The organism is Thioalkalivibrio sp. ALR17-21, from assembly GCF_000420185.1.
In the GTDB taxonomy this organism is placed as follows: domain Bacteria; phylum Pseudomonadota; class Gammaproteobacteria; order Ectothiorhodospirales; family Ectothiorhodospiraceae; genus Thioalkalivibrio; species Thioalkalivibrio halophilus.
Window position 1 is genome coordinate 109,709 of the sequence record NZ_ATUL01000003.1, and the last position, 19,198, is coordinate 128,906.

General features: G+C 69.3%; 20 protein-coding genes. 9 read left to right on the plus strand and 11 right to left on the minus strand.

The window, feature by feature from the left end; all coding sequences use genetic code 11:
• Positions 1 to 2: 2 nt before the first annotated feature.
• Positions 3 to 782: a molybdate ABC transporter substrate-binding protein gene (modA, locus tag G020_RS0102450; RefSeq protein ID WP_024328522.1), complete on the minus strand. Its 780-nt coding sequence runs from the start codon at positions 780 to 782 to the stop codon at positions 3 to 5.
• Between the two features lie 296 nt (positions 783 to 1,078).
• On the opposite strand from modA, the gene G020_RS0102455 reads away from it, so the two are divergent.
• On the plus strand, positions 1,079 to 1,513 hold the full coding sequence (locus G020_RS0102455; protein ID WP_024328523.1) for a rhodanese-like domain-containing protein: 435 nt from the start codon (positions 1,079 to 1,081) through the stop codon (positions 1,511 to 1,513).
• A 130-nt stretch (positions 1,514 to 1,643) separates the two neighbouring features.
• Here G020_RS0102455 and G020_RS0102460 read toward each other — a convergent pair whose 3' ends face one another.
• Positions 1,644 to 2,045 carry a winged helix-turn-helix domain-containing protein gene (locus tag G020_RS0102460; RefSeq protein WP_024328524.1) on the minus strand — a complete coding sequence of 134 codons (402 nt, stop codon included), beginning with the start codon at positions 2,043 to 2,045 and terminating at the stop codon, positions 1,644 to 1,646.
• A gap of 203 nt (positions 2,046 to 2,248) precedes the next feature.
• Between G020_RS0102460 and hrpB the strand changes: the two genes are divergently transcribed.
• Positions 2,249 to 4,792, plus strand: coding sequence for an ATP-dependent helicase HrpB (gene hrpB, locus G020_RS0102465; protein WP_024328525.1), 2,544 nt, complete (start codon positions 2,249 to 2,251; stop codon positions 4,790 to 4,792).
• 108 nt (positions 4,793 to 4,900) lie between these two features.
• Entirely contained in the window at positions 4,901 to 5,122 is a 222-nt protein-coding gene (locus G020_RS0102470; protein ID WP_018870091.1) for a hypothetical protein, read from the plus strand.
• 66 nt (positions 5,123 to 5,188) lie between these two features.
• Here G020_RS0102470 and G020_RS0102475 read toward each other — a convergent pair whose 3' ends face one another.
• Entirely contained in the window at positions 5,189 to 5,611 is a 423-nt protein-coding gene (locus tag G020_RS0102475; RefSeq protein ID WP_018946474.1) for a DUF3617 family protein, read from the minus strand.
• A 98-nt stretch (positions 5,612 to 5,709) separates the two neighbouring features.
• Here G020_RS0102475 and G020_RS0102480 point away from each other — a divergent pair, with 98 nt between their 5' ends.
• Complete coding sequence (locus tag G020_RS0102480; RefSeq protein WP_024328526.1) at positions 5,710 to 6,702, plus strand: matrixin family metalloprotease; 993 nt, start codon at positions 5,710 to 5,712, stop codon at positions 6,700 to 6,702.
• On the opposite strand, the gene G020_RS0102485 is transcribed toward G020_RS0102480, so the two are convergent.
• Both G020_RS0102485 and G020_RS0102490 read right to left on the minus strand, forming a co-directional pair.
• Positions 6,696 to 7,997: an OmpP1/FadL family transporter gene (locus G020_RS0102485; RefSeq protein ID WP_024328527.1), complete on the minus strand. Its 1,302-nt coding sequence runs from the start codon at positions 7,995 to 7,997 to the stop codon at positions 6,696 to 6,698. The genes G020_RS0102480 and G020_RS0102485 overlap by 7 nt on opposite strands.
• A gap of 90 nt (positions 7,998 to 8,087) precedes the next feature.
• Positions 8,088 to 8,291: a DUF3185 family protein gene (locus G020_RS0102490; protein WP_024328528.1), complete on the minus strand. Its 204-nt coding sequence runs from the start codon at positions 8,289 to 8,291 to the stop codon at positions 8,088 to 8,090.
• Positions 8,292 to 8,468: 177 nt separating this feature from the next.
• Here G020_RS0102490 and mltF point away from each other — a divergent pair, with 177 nt between their 5' ends.
• Positions 8,469 to 9,914, plus strand: a complete 1,446-nt coding sequence (gene mltF, locus G020_RS0102495; protein ID WP_024328529.1) for a membrane-bound lytic murein transglycosylase MltF — start codon at positions 8,469 to 8,471, stop codon at positions 9,912 to 9,914.
• Here mltF and G020_RS0102500 read toward each other — a convergent pair.
• Genes G020_RS0102500 through G020_RS0102510 form a run of 3 tightly spaced genes read right to left on the minus strand, consistent with a single transcriptional unit; the run spans position 9,886 to position 12,160 of the window.
• The gene (locus G020_RS0102500; protein WP_024328530.1) at positions 9,886 to 10,980 is read right to left on the minus strand and encodes a DUF3524 domain-containing protein; all 1,095 of its coding nucleotides are present in this window, start codon (positions 10,978 to 10,980) and stop codon (positions 9,886 to 9,888) included. The genes mltF and G020_RS0102500 overlap by 29 nt on opposite strands.
• A 29-nt stretch (positions 10,981 to 11,009) precedes the next feature.
• On the minus strand, positions 11,010 to 11,576 hold the full coding sequence (locus tag G020_RS0102505; RefSeq protein ID WP_024328531.1) for a carboxymuconolactone decarboxylase family protein: 567 nt from the start codon (positions 11,574 to 11,576) through the stop codon (positions 11,010 to 11,012).
• A complete protein-coding gene (locus tag G020_RS0102510) occupies positions 11,573 to 12,160 on the minus strand; it encodes a TetR/AcrR family transcriptional regulator (protein WP_018946467.1) in 588 nt (195 codons plus the stop codon). The genes G020_RS0102505 and G020_RS0102510 overlap by 4 nt, the downstream gene beginning before the upstream one ends.
• A gap of 82 nt (positions 12,161 to 12,242) precedes the next feature.
• On the opposite strand from G020_RS0102510, the gene G020_RS0102515 reads away from it, so the two are divergent.
• Positions 12,243 to 13,025, plus strand: coding sequence for a hypothetical protein (locus G020_RS0102515; protein ID WP_024328532.1), 783 nt, complete (start codon positions 12,243 to 12,245; stop codon positions 13,023 to 13,025).
• A gap of 27 nt (positions 13,026 to 13,052) precedes the next feature.
• Here G020_RS0102515 and G020_RS0102520 read toward each other — a convergent pair whose 3' ends face one another.
• On the minus strand, positions 13,053 to 13,382 hold the full coding sequence (locus G020_RS0102520) for a high-potential iron-sulfur protein (RefSeq protein WP_018946465.1): 330 nt from the start codon (positions 13,380 to 13,382) through the stop codon (positions 13,053 to 13,055).
• Positions 13,383 to 13,717: 335 nt separating this feature from the next.
• Between G020_RS0102520 and G020_RS0102525 the strand changes: the two genes are divergently transcribed.
• Both G020_RS0102525 and G020_RS0102530 read left to right on the plus strand, forming a co-directional pair.
• Complete coding sequence (locus tag G020_RS0102525) at positions 13,718 to 14,254, plus strand: outer membrane beta-barrel protein (protein ID WP_024328533.1); 537 nt, start codon at positions 13,718 to 13,720, stop codon at positions 14,252 to 14,254.
• A 154-nt stretch (positions 14,255 to 14,408) separates the two neighbouring features.
• The gene (locus G020_RS0102530; protein ID WP_024328534.1) at positions 14,409 to 17,171 is read left to right on the plus strand and encodes a cation-transporting P-type ATPase; all 2,763 of its coding nucleotides are present in this window, start codon (positions 14,409 to 14,411) and stop codon (positions 17,169 to 17,171) included.
• A gap of 41 nt (positions 17,172 to 17,212) precedes the next feature.
• On the opposite strand, the gene G020_RS0102535 is transcribed toward G020_RS0102530, so the two are convergent.
• Both G020_RS0102535 and G020_RS0102540 read right to left on the minus strand, forming a co-directional pair.
• On the minus strand, positions 17,213 to 17,719 hold the full coding sequence (locus tag G020_RS0102535) for a cytochrome c (RefSeq protein ID WP_018946463.1): 507 nt from the start codon (positions 17,717 to 17,719) through the stop codon (positions 17,213 to 17,215).
• Positions 17,716 to 18,342 carry a hypothetical protein gene (locus tag G020_RS0102540; protein ID WP_024328535.1) on the minus strand — a complete coding sequence of 209 codons (627 nt, stop codon included), beginning with the start codon at positions 18,340 to 18,342 and terminating at the stop codon, positions 17,716 to 17,718. The genes G020_RS0102535 and G020_RS0102540 overlap by 4 nt, the downstream gene beginning before the upstream one ends.
• A gap of 102 nt (positions 18,343 to 18,444) precedes the next feature.
• Here G020_RS0102540 and G020_RS0102545 point away from each other — a divergent pair, with 102 nt between their 5' ends.
• Positions 18,445 to 19,197 (plus strand): glycosyltransferase, encoded by a 753-nt coding sequence (locus G020_RS0102545; RefSeq protein WP_024328536.1) that lies wholly within the window; start codon positions 18,445 to 18,447, stop codon positions 19,195 to 19,197.
• The last annotated feature ends 1 nt before the right edge of the window (position 19,198 follow it).

The following is a 19,198-nucleotide window of genomic DNA, read 5'->3' on the forward strand; positions in this document are numbered from 1 at the left end:
GGTTACCGGGTGGCGTCGTCGGGCAGCTCTTCGCCGGGCATCACGAAGCCGTAGCGGCGCATGATGTCGCGGGCGGTGTCGCCGTTCATGTAGTCGGCGAAGCGGTGCGCGGTCGCGTTGTCTTCGCCGCGTCGGGTGATGATGAAGCCCTGGGTGAGTGGTTCGTGCAGGGCGTCGTCGATCAGGTGGTGCGGGTGTTCGGCGAGGTCCGGGAACTCGGCCAGCGACAGCGCGATGATGCCGATCTCGGCACCGCCGGCCTGGATCATGCGTGCGGTCTGGGCGATGTTGTCGCCGTTGACGATCTTGGGCTGCAGATCCTCCCAGATACCGACGGACTTCAGCGCCTCCATCGCGCGCACGCCGTAGGGCGCGTGGGTGGGCGAGGCGATGGCGACCCGGCGGATGTCGTCGCGCAGCAGGTCTTCAAGCGTCATCTCCGAGGCATCCATGCGATTGCTCCACAGCACGATGCGGCCGATCGCGTAGACCTCCGGTTCCGTCACGGCATGGCCCTCGGCGCGCAGCTTCTGCGGGTAGGCGATATCGGCGGAGAAGAAGACGTCGTACGGCGCACCGTTCATGATCTGCGTGGTCATGCGGCCGGAGGAGCCGTAGGTCACGCGGACCGCGTCGTCCGGGTGTTCGCGTTCGTATTCCTCGATGATGTCGTCCAGGGCGAAGCGCAGGTCGGAGGCGGCGGCGATGGTCAGCGGGCCGTTGGCGGCCACCAGGCCGGGGAGCAACAGGAACAGGGTCAGGAGCAGGGTGCGCAGGTGCATCATCGGTCGTCCTTTTCTTCGGGCTGAATGCGTCTGGGAACGCCTTGTCTGTACGTTCTTCCCCGTACGAGGGTATTCGTACCTTTCACAGCGGATCGGGCCATGGCTGGAGGATCCGGGTGACAGGTCGGCGGGGATTTTTGCATTCGCGTTATGTTTAATGAAACATAACGGGCTCGATTAACCCGGTCAAGCATCGGGCGGTCGGGCCCGGTGGCCGCAGGGGCCGGGGGACCGCCGGCCGTGCATTCCGGATCCGGGATGCCTCGATTCAGCGCCTTTTTGAAGGAGTGCGCATGAGTAACGAAAGGAACGAACCGATGGACGAGCCGCAGCTGGAGATCAGCGTGGATGCGTCGCGCGAGCTGGTGGATATCGGGCTGGCGGTGCTGCTGGACATCCGCCAGCCGTTCGAGCTGGAGCTGGAAGGCGCGGTGGATGGTGCGGTGTCGGTGCCGCTGTTCCGGCTGAAGCAGCTGCTGGGCAAGCATCTGTCGGAAGAAGAACAGGAGCTGCTGGATGCGGACGAGCCGGACGAGCGGGACTTCCAGCACTTCCTGTCGCTGATCAACCAGCACCATGTGCGGCAGGATCAAATTCTGCTGTGTCTGTGCAACAGCGGGCGGCGCAGCCTGCGGGCGGCGCAGCTGCTGCGCGATCTGGGGTATGCCCGCAGCCTGTCGGTGCGCGAGGGGTTTCGCGGGTGGCAGGGGGCCGGGGAGGCGGATTGAGGATGGCGGGAGGTGGCCGGGTTCGGTCCGGTCGGGGGCGGCAAGGCCGTTGTTCGCGTGCGAGCACGCTCCCACATACCCACATACCCGCATAGCCAGATACCCGCCTGGCCAGATATAGATGTGCGGGCTATTCGCTGTCGTCGCGCAGCAGTGGGCGCATGGCGTCGAGCTCGTCGCGGATGGCCTCGGCGGCGCGCTCCTCCATGCGGCGGTAGCGGGCGAGGACGTCCTCGCCCAGCGGTGTGACCCGGGCGCCGCCGCCCCGGGTGCCGCCGCGGGCGGTGTCCACCAGGGGTTCGCGGAAGCTGCGGTTCATGGTCTCCACCAGGTTCCAGGCCCGGCGATAGGACATGCCCATGTCACGCGCCGCACCGGAGATCGAACCCGCGATCCGGATGGCCTCCAGCAGGCGTGCCTTGCCCGGTCCGAGGGCCGTCACCTCGCCCAGCAGGATCCGCAGGCGGGGTGTCGGGTCATGCCGGTTTCCGCTGTTGGGGGCGCTGTCGGGGTTGTCAGTGTCGCTGCTCATGGCTGGCCATGGTCGAAATCTGCAGGGATGGTGCCGTGAAAGGACGCGGATTGCGAGGCATGCGCCCGGCGGGCGGCGCGGTGCGGCGGTATCTGCGAGACTGAGGACATGGTGAGCAAGCTTTCCAGATCGGCCCCGTTCCGTCTCGGCCGCGTCGTCCGTGGCGTCCGCTGGCGGGTGGCCCGTTCGCGATGAGCGCGACGATGGCCCGTGAAGAAGCAGCGGCGCTGGAGGATCTGCTGGGCCCGCTGGATGCGGCGCTGTCCTCGCACGGGGCGGCGGTACTGGTGGCCGAGCCCGGGGCGGGCAAGACCACCCGCGTGCCGCTGCATCTGGCCTCCGGGGAGTCGCCCGGGCGCGTGGTGGTGCTGCAGCCGCGGCGTCTGGCCGCGCGCATGGCGGCCACGTTCATGGCCGGGCAGTGCGGCGACGCCGTGGGGCAGACGGTGGGCTATCGCGTGCGCGATGCGCAGCAGGTGTCGGCGCAGACCCGGGTGGAGCTGGTCACCGACGGGATCTTCTTGCGCCGGATCCAGGCCGACCCGTTGCTCGAGGGGGTCGATACCCTGGTCTTCGACGAATTCCACCTGCGCCGGCCGGAGGCGGAGCTGGCGCTGGCCTTCGCGCTGCAGGTGCGCCGGCTGCTGCGCCCGGAGCTGCGCATCGTGGTGATGTCGGCCACCCTGGATGACGATGCGGTGGCGCGCCTGCTGGCCGGGAGCGGGCCAGACGGCGGCTCAGAGGGCGGGGCCGAACCCGTGCCGGTGCTGCGGGCGCGCGGCCGGCAGTTTCCGGTGGACGTGCGGCATGCGCCGCCGGCGCCGGACGCGTCGCTGGCGGATGCGGTGGCCGGGGCGGTGCGCGAGGCGCTGGCGGCCGAGAGCGGGTCCCTGCTGGTCTTTCTGCCCGGGGAGCGCGAGATCCGCGAGGTGGCGGCACGCCTGGAAACGGGCGGGGACGCCGCACTGGACACGCCGGCCGGTCGTGTGCGGGTCGTGCCGCTGTTCGGCCGTCTGGCCGCGGAGGAGCAGGCACGCGCGGTGCAGCCGGCCCCGGCGGGCGAACGCAAGGTGGTGCTGGCCACCGACATCGCCGAGACCAGCCTGACCATCGAAGGCGTGCGGGTGGTGATCGATGCGGGGCTGGCCCGCGAGCCGCGTTTCGACCCGGCCACCGGGCTTTCGCGGCTGGTGACGGTGGCGGCCTCGAAGGCTGCGGCCGAACAGCGTGCCGGGCGTGCCGGACGCACCGAACCCGGCGTCGCGATCCGGCTGTGGGCGCAGGCGGACGAGGTCGCCCGGCCGGATTATGCAACCCCGGGACTGCGCCAGGTGGACCTGCTGCCGCTGGCGCTGGAGCTGGCGGGCTGGGGCGAGCCGGTGGCCGGGCTGGACTGGCTGGAGCCGCCCCCGGCGCAGGGGCTGGCCTCGGCGCAGGCGCTGCTCGCGGAACTGGGTGCGGTGGACGCAGCGGGGCGCATCACCGATCACGGACGCGCGCTGCTGCGCCTGCCGACCCATCCGCGGCTGGGGCACATGCTGCTGCGTGCGCAGGAACGCGGGTGGTCGCGACTGGCCTGTGAGCTGGCGGTGCTGGTGGAGGAGCCGGGTCTGGCCGGACCGGAGATGCCCCTGGATCTGGAGTTGCGGCTGGAGCGGGCGCGGCGCGCGGGCGGACGTGCCTGGCAGCGATCCCTGCGGCGTCTGGAACAGGGACTGGAACGGGTTGCGGGTGCGGCCGAAGCCGGCGAAGCGGCGGCGGACGGGGCGATGGACGAGCCCGCCGCCCTCGGCGTGCTGGCCGCGCTGGCTTGGCCGGAGCGCATCGCCCGGCGCCGTGGCGGCGCGGCCGGGCGTTTCGTGATGGGCAACGGCCGCGGCGCGGTGCTGCCGGAGCGCGAACGCCTGGCGCATGCGGAATTCCTGGTGGCGGTGGACTGCAGCGACGCCGAACGCGAGGCCCGCATCCGCTGCGCGGTGGCGCTGGATTCGGCGGTGCTGGAACGCAAGGCGCCGGAGCTGTTCCACCGCGAGACCCGCTGCGACTGGGTGGAGGACGGTGCGCGCCTGGAGAATGCGCGTATCCGCCGGGTCGGCATGTTGGTGATCGAACGGCAGATGATCGCGCTGGAGGATCCCGCCGACACCATCGCCCCGTGGTGCACGCGACTGCGCCGCGAGGGGCTGGAGCGGCTGCCGTGGGACGCGGCGGCGAGCCAGCTCCGCGCGCGCATCCGCCTGCTGCACGAGGCGATGCCGGAGGCGGGCTTTCCAAATATGGACGATGCCGCGCTGCTGGCGGACCTGGAGCAGTGGCTGGGCCCGTATCTCGCCGGGATCACGCGGCGGCGCGATCTGGAACGCCTCGACCTGGCGGCGATCCTGCGCGCACGCCTGGACTGGGCGCAGCAGCAGCAACTGGAGCGCGAGGCGCCGGCGCGCATCGAGGTGCCGTCCGGTTCCGCGCACCGGGTCGACTACACCTGCGACCCGCCGGTGCTGGCGGTCAAGCTGCAGGAGCTGTTCGGTCTGACCGACACCCCGACGGTCGCCGGCGGCCGGGTGGCGGTGATGCTGCATCTGCTGTCACCGGCCGGGCGCCCGGTACAGGTCACTCAGGATCTGAAAAGCTTCTGGGCGAACGGCTACCCGGAGGTGCGCCGCGAGCTGAAGGGGCGCTATCCGAAGCATCCGTGGCCGGAGGATCCGTGGAACGCGCCGGCGACCCGGCATGCGAAGCGGCGGTGATCGCGGGGACCGCTCCCCCGGAGTCCGGCTCCGGCTCGGGTCCACGATGCGGCGCGCGGCGTTCTCGGGTAGTGTCGCGTTCAGCACCACTGCGAGAAGATTCCCCCGATGCTGAAGTTCCTGACCGCGATCCTGATCCTGCTGTTCATCTGGTGGCGGGTGTCGCGCTGGCTGGAGGTGCGCCGGCGCCGGGCACGCGGCGAGGACATCTCCTACGAGGTGCGGATCAAGGGTTATCGGCCGATCACCATCCTCAGCGTGATCTTCCTGATCCTGTACGGGGGGTATGTCGTCTGGTACCTGCTGACGGAACATCTGGGACTGCTGTAGTCCGTTCGTCCCGCAAGCGGTGTGCGGGGCCTCGCCGAGGAGAGGCCCCGCGGGTCGAGCCGCGGGTCAGCAGTCCCCGATGCGCTCGCCCTCGATCTCCATGATGATCGTCATCGGGCCCATGGGGCTGTCGACGTCGGTGGTCATGGTACCTTCGGAGCGCGTCCCCATGAAGCGCATCTCGCCTTCCATGGTGGCGCGGCCGCCCTGCGGATCGGTGCAGGTCATGGCGAAGTCGGCGCCGTCGGAGCGGACGTCCACGTGATCCAGGGTGCATTCTTCCGGGACCTCGATGACGTCCTCACCCTTTTCGATGTCTTCCTGCGTCACGCATTCGCGGGTGACCTCCACCTGGTCCTGCATCTGGGGCATGCCTTCGATGGTGGTCGTATGGGTGTACTCCCATTCACCGGGTTCGATGTTGGGCGTCTCGGCCTGGGCGGCCACGGGCAGGGCCAGCAGGGCCAGCGGGATCAGGAATCGCAGCATGACGGTTCTCCGGATGCGGAAAAGGGCTTTCCCGATCCATCTTGCATGGGGGCCGGAGGTGTGGCAACTCTGCATTTGTAGGGGAAGAGGAGTACGCAATGACGGGACGCTGGTGGTTGCCTCTGGTCGTGGTGCTGGTCGCGATCGGGGGGTGGCGCGAACTGGTGGAGGAGGGGGCGGAGCAACCGGGGAATCCGGTCACCACCCTCGCGGAGCATCCGGTCGCTCCGGGATGCCGGCTGCCGGTGAGCTTTCACCTCGACCGGGTCGACGCCGAGTTCGGACTGTCGGAGCGCGAGGTGCGCGCGGCCCTGCGCGATGCCCGGGGGATGTGGGAGGAGGCCACTGACGCGGAGCTGTTCCGTGAGGAAGAGGGTAAGGGGGTTGCGGTGCGGCTGGTGTTCGACGAGCGTCAGGCTGCGGCCCTGCGGCGGGATCAGGCCCGGACGGGCCTGGAGGAGCTGTATGCGGAGATCGAGCGCCGGCGCGAGCGTCTGGATCACGCACGTTCCGCGCTGGAGGCGGATATCCGGCGCCATGACGAAAACCGACAGGAGCTGGCGGAACGTCAGGCGGCCCACCAGCGCGACGTGGCCTCATGGAATGCCGGAGAAGGGCGCCGCACCGAGGCGCGTCGTGCGCGGCTGGAGCGCGAAGCGGAGGCCATCGAGCGCCAGCGGCGCGAGCTGAACCACCGGGCCGAGCGGCTGGGCGAACGCCGTGATGAACTGGAGGACCGCCGGGCGGAGCTGGACGCGGCGATCGCGGACTACAATGCACGTGCGGACGGCCATAACGAACGCTCGCGCGAGGCGAGCGGATTCAACGTGGGATTGTACGAGCGCTCCGGCGAAGGGCGTTCGATCACCGTCTATCAGGCTACCGATCGCGAGCAGCTGACGCTGGTGCTGGCGCACGAGCTGGGCCATGCGCTGGGCATCGGCCATGTTGCGGATCCGGCGGCGGTGATGCACGCCAGCCTGGGTGCCGAGAATGCGGGGCGCGAGCGGCTCGCGGAGGCCGACCGGCGTGCGCTGGAACAGGCCTGCGACGTGGCCGCCGAGCCCACCGGGCCTGCACGGGGTCAGTAGCGGTAGCGCAGCCCTGCCGACAGGATGTTCACCCGCCCGCGGGTGCTTCCGCTGTATTCCACCGTACCGGTGTCGAATTCGCGGGTCAGTTCGATGTCCTCGCTCGACACGTGGACGTAGGAGTAACCGAGGTCGACGCTCAGTCGTTCCGACGGATGCCAGGAGGCCCCCAGCGACAGCCAGGTGCGGTCGCCGTCCGGGGTTCGGGTCGAGCGATGGCTGTCGCGGGTGGGGGTGCGGTCGTACTGGATGCCGCCGCGCAGGGTCCAGGCCGGGTTGAGCTCGTATTCGGCCCCGATCGCCAGGGCGTAGCTGTTGCGATAGTCCTGCGCCAGTTCCTGTTCGGCCAGCGGGTGGTTGGACTCCACCGCGATCTCGTCGAAATTCGACCAGTTGAACCAGGTGTACTGCAGCAGCCCGGTCCAGCGTTCGTTGAAGCGATGGCTGAGCGCGGCGCTGGCGATGTCCGGGAGCTTGAGGTCGGCCTCGCCGGTGGCCACCACCGGCCCGGTCAGCGGCGGGCCGTTCTTCGGCATGGCGACGCGTGCCGTGCCCTTGAGCGTGTGGGTCACCCCGCTGCGGTAGTGCAACCCGAGGCGAGTGGTGTCCGCGAGGTCGATCAGCACGCCGAGGTTGTACCCCACGTCCCAGCTGTCCCCTTCCAGGCGGTATTCGCCGTCGAGTGCCGGGTCCGGACCAATCGGGTCCGGGATGGCCGCACGCAGCGTGGCATCGGCGTACTGCAGGTCGATGCCGCCGCCGACGGAGACCCGATCGCTGACCTGCACGGCGATGCTGGGCTGCAGATTGAGCACCCGCAGGTCGGTCTCCAGCGAGTCGTAGCGGGCGAAGAAATCGTCGTCATACTCGCCCTTCAGTCCGAAATGGGTGCCCAGGCCGAAGCCCAGCCATACGCGATCCGACTGTGGCTCGGCCCAGTAGAAATTGGGCAGCGGGGTGGGGTCGTAGGGGTTGTCGCCCTCGCTGCCTTCCACGGGGAGCGTCTGGCCGTTGGCATTCGTGAAGCTCGAGCCGTCGTTGCGGGTGCTGGAGCGCGGGAACAGCAGATGCGCACCGGCCTGCACCTCGGCGCTTTCCAGGCGGGTCATGCCGGCGGGGTTGAAATAGATGGTGCTGGCGTCGGAGGCGATGGCGGCCTCGCCGGCATAGGCCCGGCCCAGGCCGGTCACCCCCTGTTCCTGCAGGTAGAAGCCGGCGGCCAGCACGGTGGCCGGGGCCAGACCGAGCGGCGCGGCGATGGCCGCGGCCGCGAGATGGCGCGGTCGAACAGGCATGGTTCCCCCCTTCACACCCGTGACACGGATTCTCGTGATCCGACTGGCAGCCGAAGGTAGCGACCCCGCCGGCCGGACACAAGGGCCGGCTTAAATCAGCAGCAGGGCGAGCCCGATTGCGGCGGCCGCCGCGCCGCCACCGGCCAGCCCCAGGGTGCGGGCGGTGAAGCGGCCGATCACCGGGCGTGCCCGTTCGCGCCGGGTGAAGGCATCCTGCACGGCGACCAGCGCAGTGATGGCGCCGGCGACCAGCAGGATGATGCCGAAGATGTCCAGCAGTGCGGCGTATTCCATGAAGCTCCCGGGCGAACGACGGATCCTGCATCATGGATCATGCGTTGCGTTCCCCCATTTCGCATCCCAACCCTGATCTCACCGGGGTTGGTTGTGAACGGGGTCTCAGTGCTCGAAGGTGGTAATGACCATTCAGGATAGTGGGTTGTCAGGAGACAGCCAATCGGGAGGGATCTCATGTCATCGTTCTTGCTCAACCATTCGCAGCACGCACGTCACTGGTTTCGGTCGGGCCTGGTGGCCGCCGGCGCGGCCATATTGATGGCCTGCAGCCCCGGTGAAGGGCAGTCCGAGGTGCCCGGGGTGGAGGCGTCCGCGCTGGCGCATCCGGAGGAAGCGGGCGAACTGGTGGTGGTCACCCGCAACGCACCCACCGCCTGGTTCTACGACCGCCATACCGAGACCGCGGGCCCCGAACACGATCTGGTGGAGGCGTTCGCCGACGCCCGCGGCTGGGACGTCGAGTGGCAGGTGGTGGATTCGGTCGATGCCGTGCTGCGGGCCCTCGCCTCGGGAGAGGTCCACATGGCCGCGGCCGGGCTCACGCACCTCGAGTCGCGCGATGCTGATTTCCTCCGCGGGCCGCAGCACACCGAGGTGACCGAGCAGGTCGTCTGTCATCGCGACCAGCGCCCGCAGCCGCAGACGGCCGCCGACCTGGACGGGCTGGAGTTGGCGGTGAGCGCCAGCAGTGCCTACGTGGAAACGCTGCAGGCGCTGGAGGAGCCGGTACCGTATCGCGCCGAGCCGAAGGGCACCGAGCGACTGCTGGCGGCGGTGGAGAAGGGCGAACTGGACTGCACCGTGGCGGACTCGCATATCGCCGAGCTCAACCGGCGGATGTTCCCGCATCTGGAGGTGTCTTTCGACCTGAGTGACGTCCGCGCGATTGGTTGGTACCTGCACCCCGATTTCGAGGGGCTGGCCGGACAGGCGCGCGCCTGGATGGACACCGACGAGGGGGTGCAGGCGCGTGCCCGGGTGGACGAGCTGTACTACGCCTATGTACCCGAATTCGATTTCGTCGACCTGCGCGCGCTGACCCGGCGCATCGACCAGCGGCTGCCGGATTTCCGCCCGGTGTTCGAGGAGGCCGCGGACGAGCACGAACTGCCCGCCGACTTGCTGGCCGCGCTGGCCTACCAGGAGTCGCACTGGGATCCGGAAGCCCGCAGTCCCACCGGGGTGCGCGGCCTGATGATGCTCACGCAGCGCACCGCGCAGGAGCTGGGCATCGAGGATCGCCTGGATCCGGAGCAGAGCATTCGCGGCGGCGCGCGTTACCTGCGTCAGATGCACGAGCGCCTGGATGAGGACATTCCGGAACCGGACCGCACCTATCTCGCGCTGGCCAGCTACAACATCGGCCGCGGGCATCTGCTGGACGCGCGGCGCCTGGCGCGCGAGCTGGGCCGCGATCCCGACCGCTGGGCGGACATGCGCGAGGTGCTGCCGCTGCTGACCGAGGAGCGTTACTACAGCAACCTGCGTTACGGCTATGCGCGTGGCTACCAGCCGGTGTACTACGTCCAGCGCATCCGCAATTACCGCGACGTGATCCGGCCGGTGTTCGTCGAGGACGAATCGGTGCCGCTCACCGGACCGCGGGTGGCGCTGGACTGAGCACGCTCCCGGTCAGGTCCTCCAGGGCCCGCGCCCAGGCCGGCAGCAGCGCGGTGGTTTCCAGCGTCGAGACGTCCACCGGTGGCGGCAGGCCGTCGGTGAGCCAGCCGTCCAGTCGCGCGGCCAGGGCCTCGGAGTCGCCGGCCGGATAGCGGTACTCGCGGGGGTACTGCTCCGGGTAGCAAAGGGCGTCCGGCACCAGCGGGCGGGCGCCGGCGGCGCTCGCCTCCAGCATCGACAGTCCCTGGAATTCGTGTGCGGTGCTGCTGACCACGATGCCCGCGCGCCGCAGCAGGGCGTCGTATTCCTCCCGTGGCACGCGCCCGTCGGCGACGATCCATGCACCGAAACGCTGCCGTATTCGTTGCAGGGCGTCGGGGGGCGGTTCCGGACGCGGACCCAGCAGGGCCAGGCGAAAATCCCGCCCGCGCGCGGTCAGTCTTTCCAGCGCCTCGGCGAAGAGTTCCGGGCGCTTGTCGTATTCCCAGCGATGGTTCCACAGGATCAGTCCCGGGTCACGTTCGGGTGTTCCCCCGTCGGGGCGCCGCGGCGGCGCGACCGGGACCGGGAGTACGCGGGCCCGCTCGGACAGGCGTTCGGGGACGCCGGGCGGGACTGCGTCGGGCATGCGCCGCAACAGGGCCCGCAGGCCGTCGAGGAAGGAGTCGCGGTTGAAGGCCGAATTGAACGCGAGATGCCCGGCGGACAGCGCGCCGTACACCTGGACCATCTGCGGCTCGACGGAACGCACCTGTTGTTCGCCCACGGGGTAGGCGAACTGGTTTTCGTGGAAGTAGTACAGCGCGGGCAGGGCCGCCAGCGTCGGGTGCAGGCCCCGCAGCGTGGCCAGATCCACCATCGAGGTGGCGACGATCGCATCGGCCTGCACGCCTTCCAGCGCATCCAGCCAGGAGATCGGGTTGCCGCGGATGCGCCAGCGGAAATGGCGCCCGGGCAGCTCGAAGCGCTGCCAGTCGATCCCGGGAAAGGCGGTCACCAGGGCGTCCGCCCACGCGGCATGGCTGTCGGCACGATAGGCCGACAGCAGCAGCACGCGTGGGGGCATTTCCCGGTTCATTCTGACTGCGCCCTGCCTCAGCCGCCGGTCGGGGCCGTCCAGCGTTCGCCCTGCATCGGTTCGTCCACCGGTGTGGCGGCGATGTGGTTGGTGTAGTTGGACAGGGTCTTGAGGCCGATGGCGAGGATGACCTCCAGCATTTTCTGCGGTGTGTGGCCGGCCTCCAGAAAGGCCTGCTTGGCCGTCTCGTCGACCCAGCCGCGGTGTTCCAGCATGGCCCGGGCAAACCCGCGCAGGGCCTCCAGCGCGGGGTCCTCCAGCGGCCGGTCCTCGCGCAGGGCGTCCACCACCGAATCGGCGACGCCGGCCATGCGGCCGGTCATGCTGTGGGCGGCCATGCAGTAATCACAGGCGTGGAAACGGCTGACGGTGAGCAGCAGCACGGCCTGTTCCTCGCCGCTCAGCGAGGTCTGCTGCAGGAGTTCGTTGAGATCGAGATAGGCCGCGGCCAGGGCCGGGACGGTGGCCATCTTGCGGATCAGGTTGGGGACCATGCCGAAGGTGGCCTCGGCGCGGTCGAAACTGGCGGCCGCCGCGGGGGCCGATGCGCGGTCATGCAGGGGGAAATCGGATTCGGTCGTCATGGCGCGTCTCCGTCGGGATGGGTGGTGAGCAGCAGGTCCTGCAGCGCCGGGGCCAGACGCAGGATGGTGTCCGCGTCCTGTTCCGCCCGTGCCATCAGCAGGATGCCCTCCATCAGCGCGAGCCAGTGATCGGCGAGGCGGGCGGTGTCGGTGCGTGCGTCCAGTTCGCCGTGCGCCACGGCCGCGTCGAGGGCCGCGCGGAATTGCGCGCGGATCGCGTCCAGATGGCCCTGCATGGCTGCCCGCAGCCGTGGGCTCTGCGTGCCGGTTTCCACCGCCAGGCTGCCGAACGGGCAGCCCGGCAGGCGGCCCTCCGCGGCCTGCATGCGGGCCTGGAATGCGTGGATCGCGCCGACGAAGGCGGTGACCCGCTCGCGCAGTCCACCGGGGCCGCGCAGGGCGGGCTCCAGGACTTCCGCTGTGAACTCGGTATACAGCGCCTCCAGCGTGGCGATGACCAGATCCTCCTTGCCCGGGAAGAAGTGATACAGGCTGCCCCGCCGCACGCCGGCGCGCTCGCAGATGCCGGCGATGCCCACCGAACCGTAGCTGCGGGTGAGCACGAGACCGCGGGTGGCATCCATCAGGGCCTGTCGGCTTTGGTCTCCGGTCGTCATGATCTACAGTCTAGTTGACCGATCGGTAAACGCAAGGGGAGGGAATCCAATGGGAGATCCAACGAACGAAGCGAAAGGCCTTGAGGGCGGCGTTTCGGATGACGGGGCCCCGGGTACCTCCGGTGGATCGGCCACGTCGCCGGTGCATGTGCCAGTGCGGTATCGCAGGACATGGGAGGATGGCTTCGGCGCGCGCGGCTGGAAGCTGGCCCTTCCCGGACTGGGCGAGGATGTGATTGCCGCGACGCCGTTCACCGGCGAACGCATCCCCACCTCGGTCTTCGTGCATGACATCGTGGATCACCATCTGTGCGGCTTCGCGCTGTCCGGTTACCTCGACGAGGCGGGGGCGCTGATGCAGCTGGCGCTGCGCACGGGCTCGGATCCGGTGGAGGACTATCGTCAGATGATCGACGAGGACCTGCTGCCCGGGCGTCCGGTCGCGGACGACTGGCCGGCCCTGTTGCCGCAAGCCCTGCGGCCCGGCACGGATACGCGCCCCGATCCGGAACATCTGCGCGGGCTGGCGCAGTGGGCGGGGCAGGGGGCCCTGCGGGCACTGCTGGTTGCGGGTTTCGTGCAGGCCGGGTACGCGCGTCTGGCGAGCGCGCGCGCGAACTGGGAAGGATACGGTCTGGACGTGCGGGCCCGGGAGGCGATTGCGCTGGCGCTGCAGCGCCTGTTCGAACGTCTGGACGAACGCATGCTGGCGGGCGACGTGCGGCACGCCGAGGGGGAATTCGAGATCACCGACCGGCGGGTGGTTTATCGCGATGCCGGCGGAGCGTCGGAGGACGCGGAGATCGTGAGGGAAGACCCCGCCGATGCGTGACCGGCGGGGTCGGGACGTGCCCGTGAATCAGCTCATCACGTGCGCGTCGCACCAGCCGGCTTCGTTGACCAGGACGTTCTGGAAGTCCTGGTGGAAGCAGCCGCCCCAGCCGTCCGGGGCATCCGCGTTGGCGTTCCAGAAGGCGCAGTTGTCGCAGCGCGCGCCTTCCTGGAACTGCGGGTGATCCGCGGCATCGGCCGCGTCGTTGACGTAGTCGTGGGCGTGACCGTCTTCGGCCTTCTCGTCCGCGGCGTGGACGGACTGCGTGCCCATCAGGCTCACCACCGGAATGGCGGCCACCGCGGCGGATGCGCGGCGCAGGAAGGCACGGCGATTGGCGTTGTGCTTGTCGGACATGGAAAACCTCCGTACTTGCGTAGGCTTGTGAATGTTCTTCGCTGACAACGTCCGGTGTTCTTTACTGTGTATTCCGGACGCTGCTTTCGAGTGTTACAGACGATGAGGGTTCCCGGCCAGATCCGGGATCCGTGTCGCGGGGCTCCGGTCTGCACATGGGCCTCAGCCTGAGTAGATGACATGGGGTCGCGGGAAATTCCTTCCGCTCCCGCCGGCGCAGCCGATCGGTACCGGCTGCGCCAGGCTTGCGGAGCACCGCCCCTGTCCCGGGAGTTTTACGGATCGGGTGTCAGCGTTAAACTACCGTGAAACACAGGCTTTTCCGGGAGTTCGACATGCAGGTACGCAGGATGATGTTCGCAATGGCCGCCGCCCCGCTCCTGGCGGTCGGCACCGCCAGCGCCGACGGGATGGGGCTCAACCCGAGCTTTGCGGTGATGGGGGGTGGCCTCTGGACCACCGACTCCGATCTGCGAGATGACCCGGCCTATGGTCTGGAAATCGGCGCCGACTGCCTGCTGTTCCAGCCGGACAACGGCGTGCTGCGCCATCGTCTGAGCGTGACCGAGTTCGACGACGGCCCGCTGCGGATGACCAGCACCGAACTGAACACCCACTGGGAGTTTGAAGTTGCCGACAGCGTGACCATGGGCTTCGGGCCCGGGCTGGGCTATGTAAACACCAGGCTGGACGGTGACCGCAACGGTCTGTGGGCCGGGCAGTTCGGCGGCTCGGTGCAGTACGACGTGGACGACACCCTGTTCGTCGGCATGGAAGCGCGCTACCAGATCACCGAGAGCGATCGCTTCGCCGGCTCGCGCGAGGACATGGACAACATGCGCGTGATGGCCAAGGTCGGTTTCAATTTCTGAACCGGCAGGGCCTTCACTGAGAAAAAGGGCCGTCCCGGGCGACCGGGGCGGCCTTTTTTGTGCGTTCTGTCACGGAATCGGCGGGCTTGTGGCCGGCGCCGAACTCCGACAGGATTGAACCATGACGCACCAACCACCCGGATGAAGCCCGCCCATGGATGAATCCCGTCCCGATGCCCCTGACACGCCTGACACGTCCGGCGGCTCGGGGGACGATACAGGTGCCACCACTCCGTGGCATGCACTGGAAGCCGACGAGGCCCTGCGGCGCCACGACGCCGCACGCGAGGGGCTGAGCAGCGACGAGGCCCGTGAACGGCTGGAGCGTTTCGGCCCCAACGCCCTCAAGCCGCCGGAAAAGGCCGGGGTGCTGCGGCGTTTCCTGCGTCATTTCCACAACATCCTGATCTACATCCTGGTGCTGGCGGCCATCGGGACCGCCCTGCTGGGCCACTGGGTGGACACCGGGGTGATCCTGGCGGTGGTGCTGATCAACACGCTGATCGGCTTTGTCCAGGAGGGCAAGGCGGAAAAGGCGCTGGATGCGATCCGCAGGATGCTCTCGCCGCAGGCGGTGGTGCGGCGCGACGGCGAACGCCGCGAGGTTCCCGCGGATACCCTGGTGCCGGGGGATGTCGTCTATCTCCAGGCCGGGGATCGCGTGCCGGCCGACGTGCGGCTGTTCGAAACCCGCAACCTGCAGGTCGAGGAGGCGGTGCTGACCGGAGAGTCGGTGGCGGTCGAGAAGGATACCGCCGCGGTTGATGAAGGTGCCGATCTGGGCGATCGGCGCGGCATGGCGTTCTCCGGCACGCTGGTGTCCTTCGGCCGCGGCACCGGGGTGGTGGTGGCCACCGGCGGCGATACCGAGATCGGGCGCATCTCCACCATGCTGGGCGAGGTGGAGAGCCTCGAGACGCCGCTGGTGCGCCAGGTGGCGCAGTTCGGCCGCTGGCTGGCCGGCGTCATCATCGTCATCTCGGCGGCGACCTTTGCTTTCGGCTTCTGGGTCCGCGATTACCCGCTGGACGAGATGTTCCTGGCGGCCGCCAGTCTGGCGGTGTCCACCATCCCCGAGGGCCTGCCGGCGATCCTGACCATCGCTTTGGCCATCGGGGTGCAGAAGATGGCCCGGCGCAACGCGATCATCCGCAAGCTGCCGGCGGTGGAGACGCTGGGTTCGGTGTCGGCGATCTGTTCCGACAAGACCGGGACCCTCACCCGCAACGAGATGACCGTACAGACGCTGCTGACCGGTGCCGGCGAATACGGGGTCAGCGGGGTGGGGTATGCCCCGCACGGTGACTTCTCGCGCGACGGCCAGGAGATCGAACCGGCGGATGCGCCATGCCTGGAGGAGGTTCTGCGTGCCGCCCTGCTGTGCAACGACGCGGAGGTCTTCGAGAAGGACGGCCAGTGGGTGATGCAGGGCGACCCCACCGAGGGCGCGCTGGTGACCGCGGCGTTCAAGGGCGGGTTGAGCTCCCGACGGGAACACGAGGGTCTGCCGCGTACCGATGTGATCCCGTTCGAATCGGATCACCGTTACATGGCGACCCTGCATCACGATCACGACGGTCACGGGCGCATCTACCTGAAAGGGGCCCCGGAACGGGTGCTGGAGCTGTGCGAGCACCAGGCCACCGCCGACGGCCGCGAGCCGCTGCGGGCGGATGAATGGCATGCGGCGATGGACGCGATCGCGGCACGCGGTCAGCGCCTGCTGGCCATCGCCCGGCGCGCCACCACCGCCGAGCAGCGCGAGCTGACCTATGGTGACGTGGAACAGGGCGGTTTCGTCCTGCTGGCGCTGGTCGGCATCATCGATCCGCCCCGCGACGAGGCGATCGCCGCGGTAGCCGAGTGCCAGCGGGCCGGGATCCGGGTCAAGATGATCACCGGCGACCACGCGGCCACCGCGCGGGCGATCGGCGAGCAGCTGGGCCTGCGCGGCGAGGGCGGCACGCTGACCGGCCAGCAGCTGGAAGCCATGGATGACGCCGAACTGGCGCGCGCGGTGGAGGATACCGATGTGTTCGCGCGCACCACGCCGGAGCACAAGCTGCGGCTGGTCAGGGCGCTGCAGGGCAATGGCCGCATCGTGTCCATGACCGGGGACGGGGTCAACGACGCCCCCGCGCTCAAGCGCGCGGATGTCGGGGTGGCCATGGGGCACAAGGGGACCGAGGCGGCCAAGGAGGCCTCGGAGATGGTGCTGGCGGACGACAACTTCGCCTCCATCGCGCATGCGGTGGAGGAAGGCCGCACGGTCTACGACAACATCCGCAAGGCCATCCTGCACATGCTGCCCACCAATGCCGGGCAGTCACTGACCATCATGATGGCGATCCTGATGGGCCTGGCCCTGCCGCTGACCCCGGTGCAGGTGCTGTGGGTCAACATGGTGACCTCGGTGACCCTGGCGATGGCGCTGGCCTTCGAACGGACCGAGCCGGGGGTGATGGGCCGTCCGCCGCGAGCGCCCGATACCCCGCTGCTGTCGGGCTTTTTGCTGTGGCGCATACCGTTCGTGGCGATCCTGCTGTGGCTGGGGACCTTCGGCCACTTCGTGTACATGGAGGAGGTGCTGGGGGTGGCCGATGACCTCGCCCGCACCGTGGCCATCAACACCCTGGTGGCCGGTCAGGCCTTCTACCTGCTGAACCTGCGCCTGATCCATCAGCCGGTGCTGGCGGGCGGCGAGCTGTTCCGCTCGCGGGCGATGTGGATCGCCATCGGGGTGCTGGTCGTGCTGCAGCTGGCGTTCACCTACGTGCCGGTGATGCACACCCTGTTCGGTACCACTGCGATCGATGCCGGGGACTGGGCGCGCATCCTGCTGTTCGGGCTGGCGGTGTTCCTGATCGTGGAGGGCGAGAAGCTGGTGTTCCGGCGCATGGGCTGGGCCGGGAACTGACCGCGCCGGTCGGGTCCGGTCAGTTCCCGCCCCGCCCGGTATCAGTCGGTGTGGGTGACCCACTCGCGGCCGGTGGCCTCTTCCCAGTCTGCGGGCGTGGGGGTGTTGCGGTCGTAGTCCAGCCAGGCCTCGTAGACCTCGTCGGGCCAGTGCGACTGCAGCCAGTAGATGATGGCCTCGGCGTCTTCTTCGTCGATCTGTTCCTCGAACGAGGGCATGGTGCCGCCACGGGCCTGGCCGCCGTAACGGATCATGTCCTTGAGCTGCCACCAGGGGTGGTGCCAGGTGTGGGCCGAACCGTCGAGCGGCGGCGGGGGCCAGTTGCCGTCTTCGTCCGGCTGGTGCCAGTTCTCCGCCCCCTCGCGGTCCTCGCCATGGCAGGCCGCGCAGTACTGCTGGTAGAGGTGCTCGCCGCGCGCGAGGATCTCCGGGTTGTCGGTGCGTTCGCGGTGTTCCGGCTCGCCGGACCAGAAGCCGCCGTCACAGCCGGTCACCAGCAGGGCCAGGGCCAGGGCGAGAAGCGGGGACGTTCGCAGGGTCGCGGTCATTCGGCTTCTCCTTCGTCCGGCGCGTCGTCCCCGCCGAAGGCATCACGGACCCCGTCCCAGGCGTCGCGCGAGCCGTCGCGGATGCGGCCCCAGGCGTCCCGTGACCCGTCGCGCACGCCATCCCAGGCCTCGCGGGAACCTTCGCGGACGCCGCCCCAGGCCTCGCGCGAGCCGTCCCGCACGCCTTCCCAGGCCTTGCGCGAGCCTTCGCGGATCGACCCGCCGGCGCGCCCGCTGCGCAGCTCCATGTCGTCGTACCAGGCGGCCAGGGCATCGCGTTCGTCGTCCAGGGCCTGCAAGGCCCGTTCGCGGTTTTCGCGCGTGGTGTCGGCGAGATCGTCCCAGGACTCCCCGGCCTCCCGGTGCAGGCGCTGCAGGGTGTCATCCATCGCGTCCAGGGTATCCCGGGTGCGTTCGCGTGCGGTCTCGTCGCCTTCTTCGGCATCGCGCTGCAGCTGCTCGCGGCGCTGCTGCCAGTCCTCGCGCAGGCTCTCCATCGACTCGCTGGTGGTTGCGGCGGCGGTGGTTTCGTCGCCGGATTCCGCCCAGGCGGCCGGTGGCAGCGCCAGCAGGGCCCCGAGCACGGCCAGGAGTAACAGGCGGGTGGCTGGATTGCGGGTCATGGGGAGTCTCCGGATGCCTCGATTTGTCCACCATGGTAGACGAGTGCGGCCCGGTGTAGTTTCCCCAGTTCCGGGCGCGACGGCCGACGAGGAGGTGAATCCGTGAAATTCGACGCTTTTGTCCGCGGTGCTCCGGGGCTGTCCGTGATCATCCCCGCGTGGAACGAGGCGGAATGGCTGCCGCGGACCCTGGCCGCGGTCCAGGGGGCGCTGGCCGGTGTCGAACGGGCCAGCGAGATCATCGTGGTCGACAATGCCTCCACGGATGCCACCCCGGAGATCGCGCAGCGCGCGGGCTGCCGGGTGGTGTACGAGCCAGAGCGCAGGATCAGCCGGGCGCGCAATGCGGGTGCCGGGGCGGCTCGCGGGCAGTACCTGCTGTTCGTCGATGCCGACACCTGGCCCGATGCCGAACTGCTGCAGGCCACGCTGGACGCGCTCGACAGCGGAACGGTGTGCGGCGGTGGCGCCCGGGTCGCCTTTGATCATCTCGACCATCGCATTTATCGCTGGGGCGCGGCCGCATGGAACGCCCTCTCCGCGCGCCTGGGGCTGGCCGCGGGTTGCTACGTATTCTGCACCCGCGAGGCGTTCGCGGCCGTGGGCGGTTTCAGCGAGGCGGTCTATGCGGGCGAGGAGGTGTTCCTGTCACGGGCACTGAAACGCCGGGGACGCGCGCAGGGTCAGCGCTTCGAGATCCTGCAGACGCCGGTGCTGACCTCCGGGCGCAAGGAGGACTGGTTCCACCCTGCGCGCCACGTCCTGGTGGTGCTGCAGGTGCTGTTGTTGCCCTGGAGCCTGCGTTCGCGGCGTCTGAGCTGGTTCTGGTACACGCGTCCCCCGCGCAAACCCTGAC

Coding starts and splice junctions, on each gene's coding strand:
- G020_RS0102525 (WP_024328533.1), top strand. CDS start 13,718: ATGCAGGTACGCAGGATGATGTTCGCAATGGCCGCCGCCCCGCTCCTG.
- G020_RS0102505 (WP_024328531.1), bottom strand. CDS start 11,576: ATGACGACCGAATCCGATTTCCCCCTGCATGACCGCGCATCGGCCCCC.
- mltF (WP_024328529.1), top strand. CDS start 8,469: ATGTCATCGTTCTTGCTCAACCATTCGCAGCACGCACGTCACTGGTTT.
- modA (WP_024328522.1), bottom strand. CDS start 782: ATGCACCTGCGCACCCTGCTCCTGACCCTGTTCCTGTTGCTCCCCGGC.
- G020_RS0102455 (WP_024328523.1), top strand. CDS start 1,079: ATGAGTAACGAAAGGAACGAACCGATGGACGAGCCGCAGCTGGAGATC.
- G020_RS0102540 (WP_024328535.1), bottom strand. CDS start 18,342: ATGACCCGCAATCCAGCCACCCGCCTGTTACTCCTGGCCGTGCTCGGG.
- G020_RS0102530 (WP_024328534.1), top strand. CDS start 14,409: ATGGATGAATCCCGTCCCGATGCCCCTGACACGCCTGACACGTCCGGC.
- G020_RS0102485 (WP_024328527.1), bottom strand. CDS start 7,997: ATGCCTGTTCGACCGCGCCATCTCGCGGCCGCGGCCATCGCCGCGCCG.
- G020_RS0102515 (WP_024328532.1), top strand. CDS start 12,243: ATGGGAGATCCAACGAACGAAGCGAAAGGCCTTGAGGGCGGCGTTTCG.
- G020_RS0102470 (WP_018870091.1), top strand. CDS start 4,901: ATGCTGAAGTTCCTGACCGCGATCCTGATCCTGCTGTTCATCTGGTGG.
- G020_RS0102460 (WP_024328524.1), bottom strand. CDS start 2,045: ATGAGCAGCGACACTGACAACCCCGACAGCGCCCCCAACAGCGGAAAC.
- G020_RS0102475 (WP_018946474.1), bottom strand. CDS start 5,611: ATGCTGCGATTCCTGATCCCGCTGGCCCTGCTGGCCCTGCCCGTGGCC.
- G020_RS0102490 (WP_024328528.1), bottom strand. CDS start 8,291: ATGGAATACGCCGCACTGCTGGACATCTTCGGCATCATCCTGCTGGTC.
- G020_RS0102500 (WP_024328530.1), bottom strand. CDS start 10,980: ATGCCCCCACGCGTGCTGCTGCTGTCGGCCTATCGTGCCGACAGCCAT.
- G020_RS0102510 (WP_018946467.1), bottom strand. CDS start 12,160: ATGGATGCCACCCGCGGTCTCGTGCTCACCCGCAGCTACGGTTCGGTG.
- G020_RS0102480 (WP_024328526.1), top strand. CDS start 5,710: ATGACGGGACGCTGGTGGTTGCCTCTGGTCGTGGTGCTGGTCGCGATC.
- G020_RS0102520 (WP_018946465.1), bottom strand. CDS start 13,382: ATGTCCGACAAGCACAACGCCAATCGCCGTGCCTTCCTGCGCCGCGCA.
- G020_RS0102535 (WP_018946463.1), bottom strand. CDS start 17,719: ATGACCGCGACCCTGCGAACGTCCCCGCTTCTCGCCCTGGCCCTGGCC.
- hrpB (WP_024328525.1), top strand. CDS start 2,249: ATGGCCCGTGAAGAAGCAGCGGCGCTGGAGGATCTGCTGGGCCCGCTG.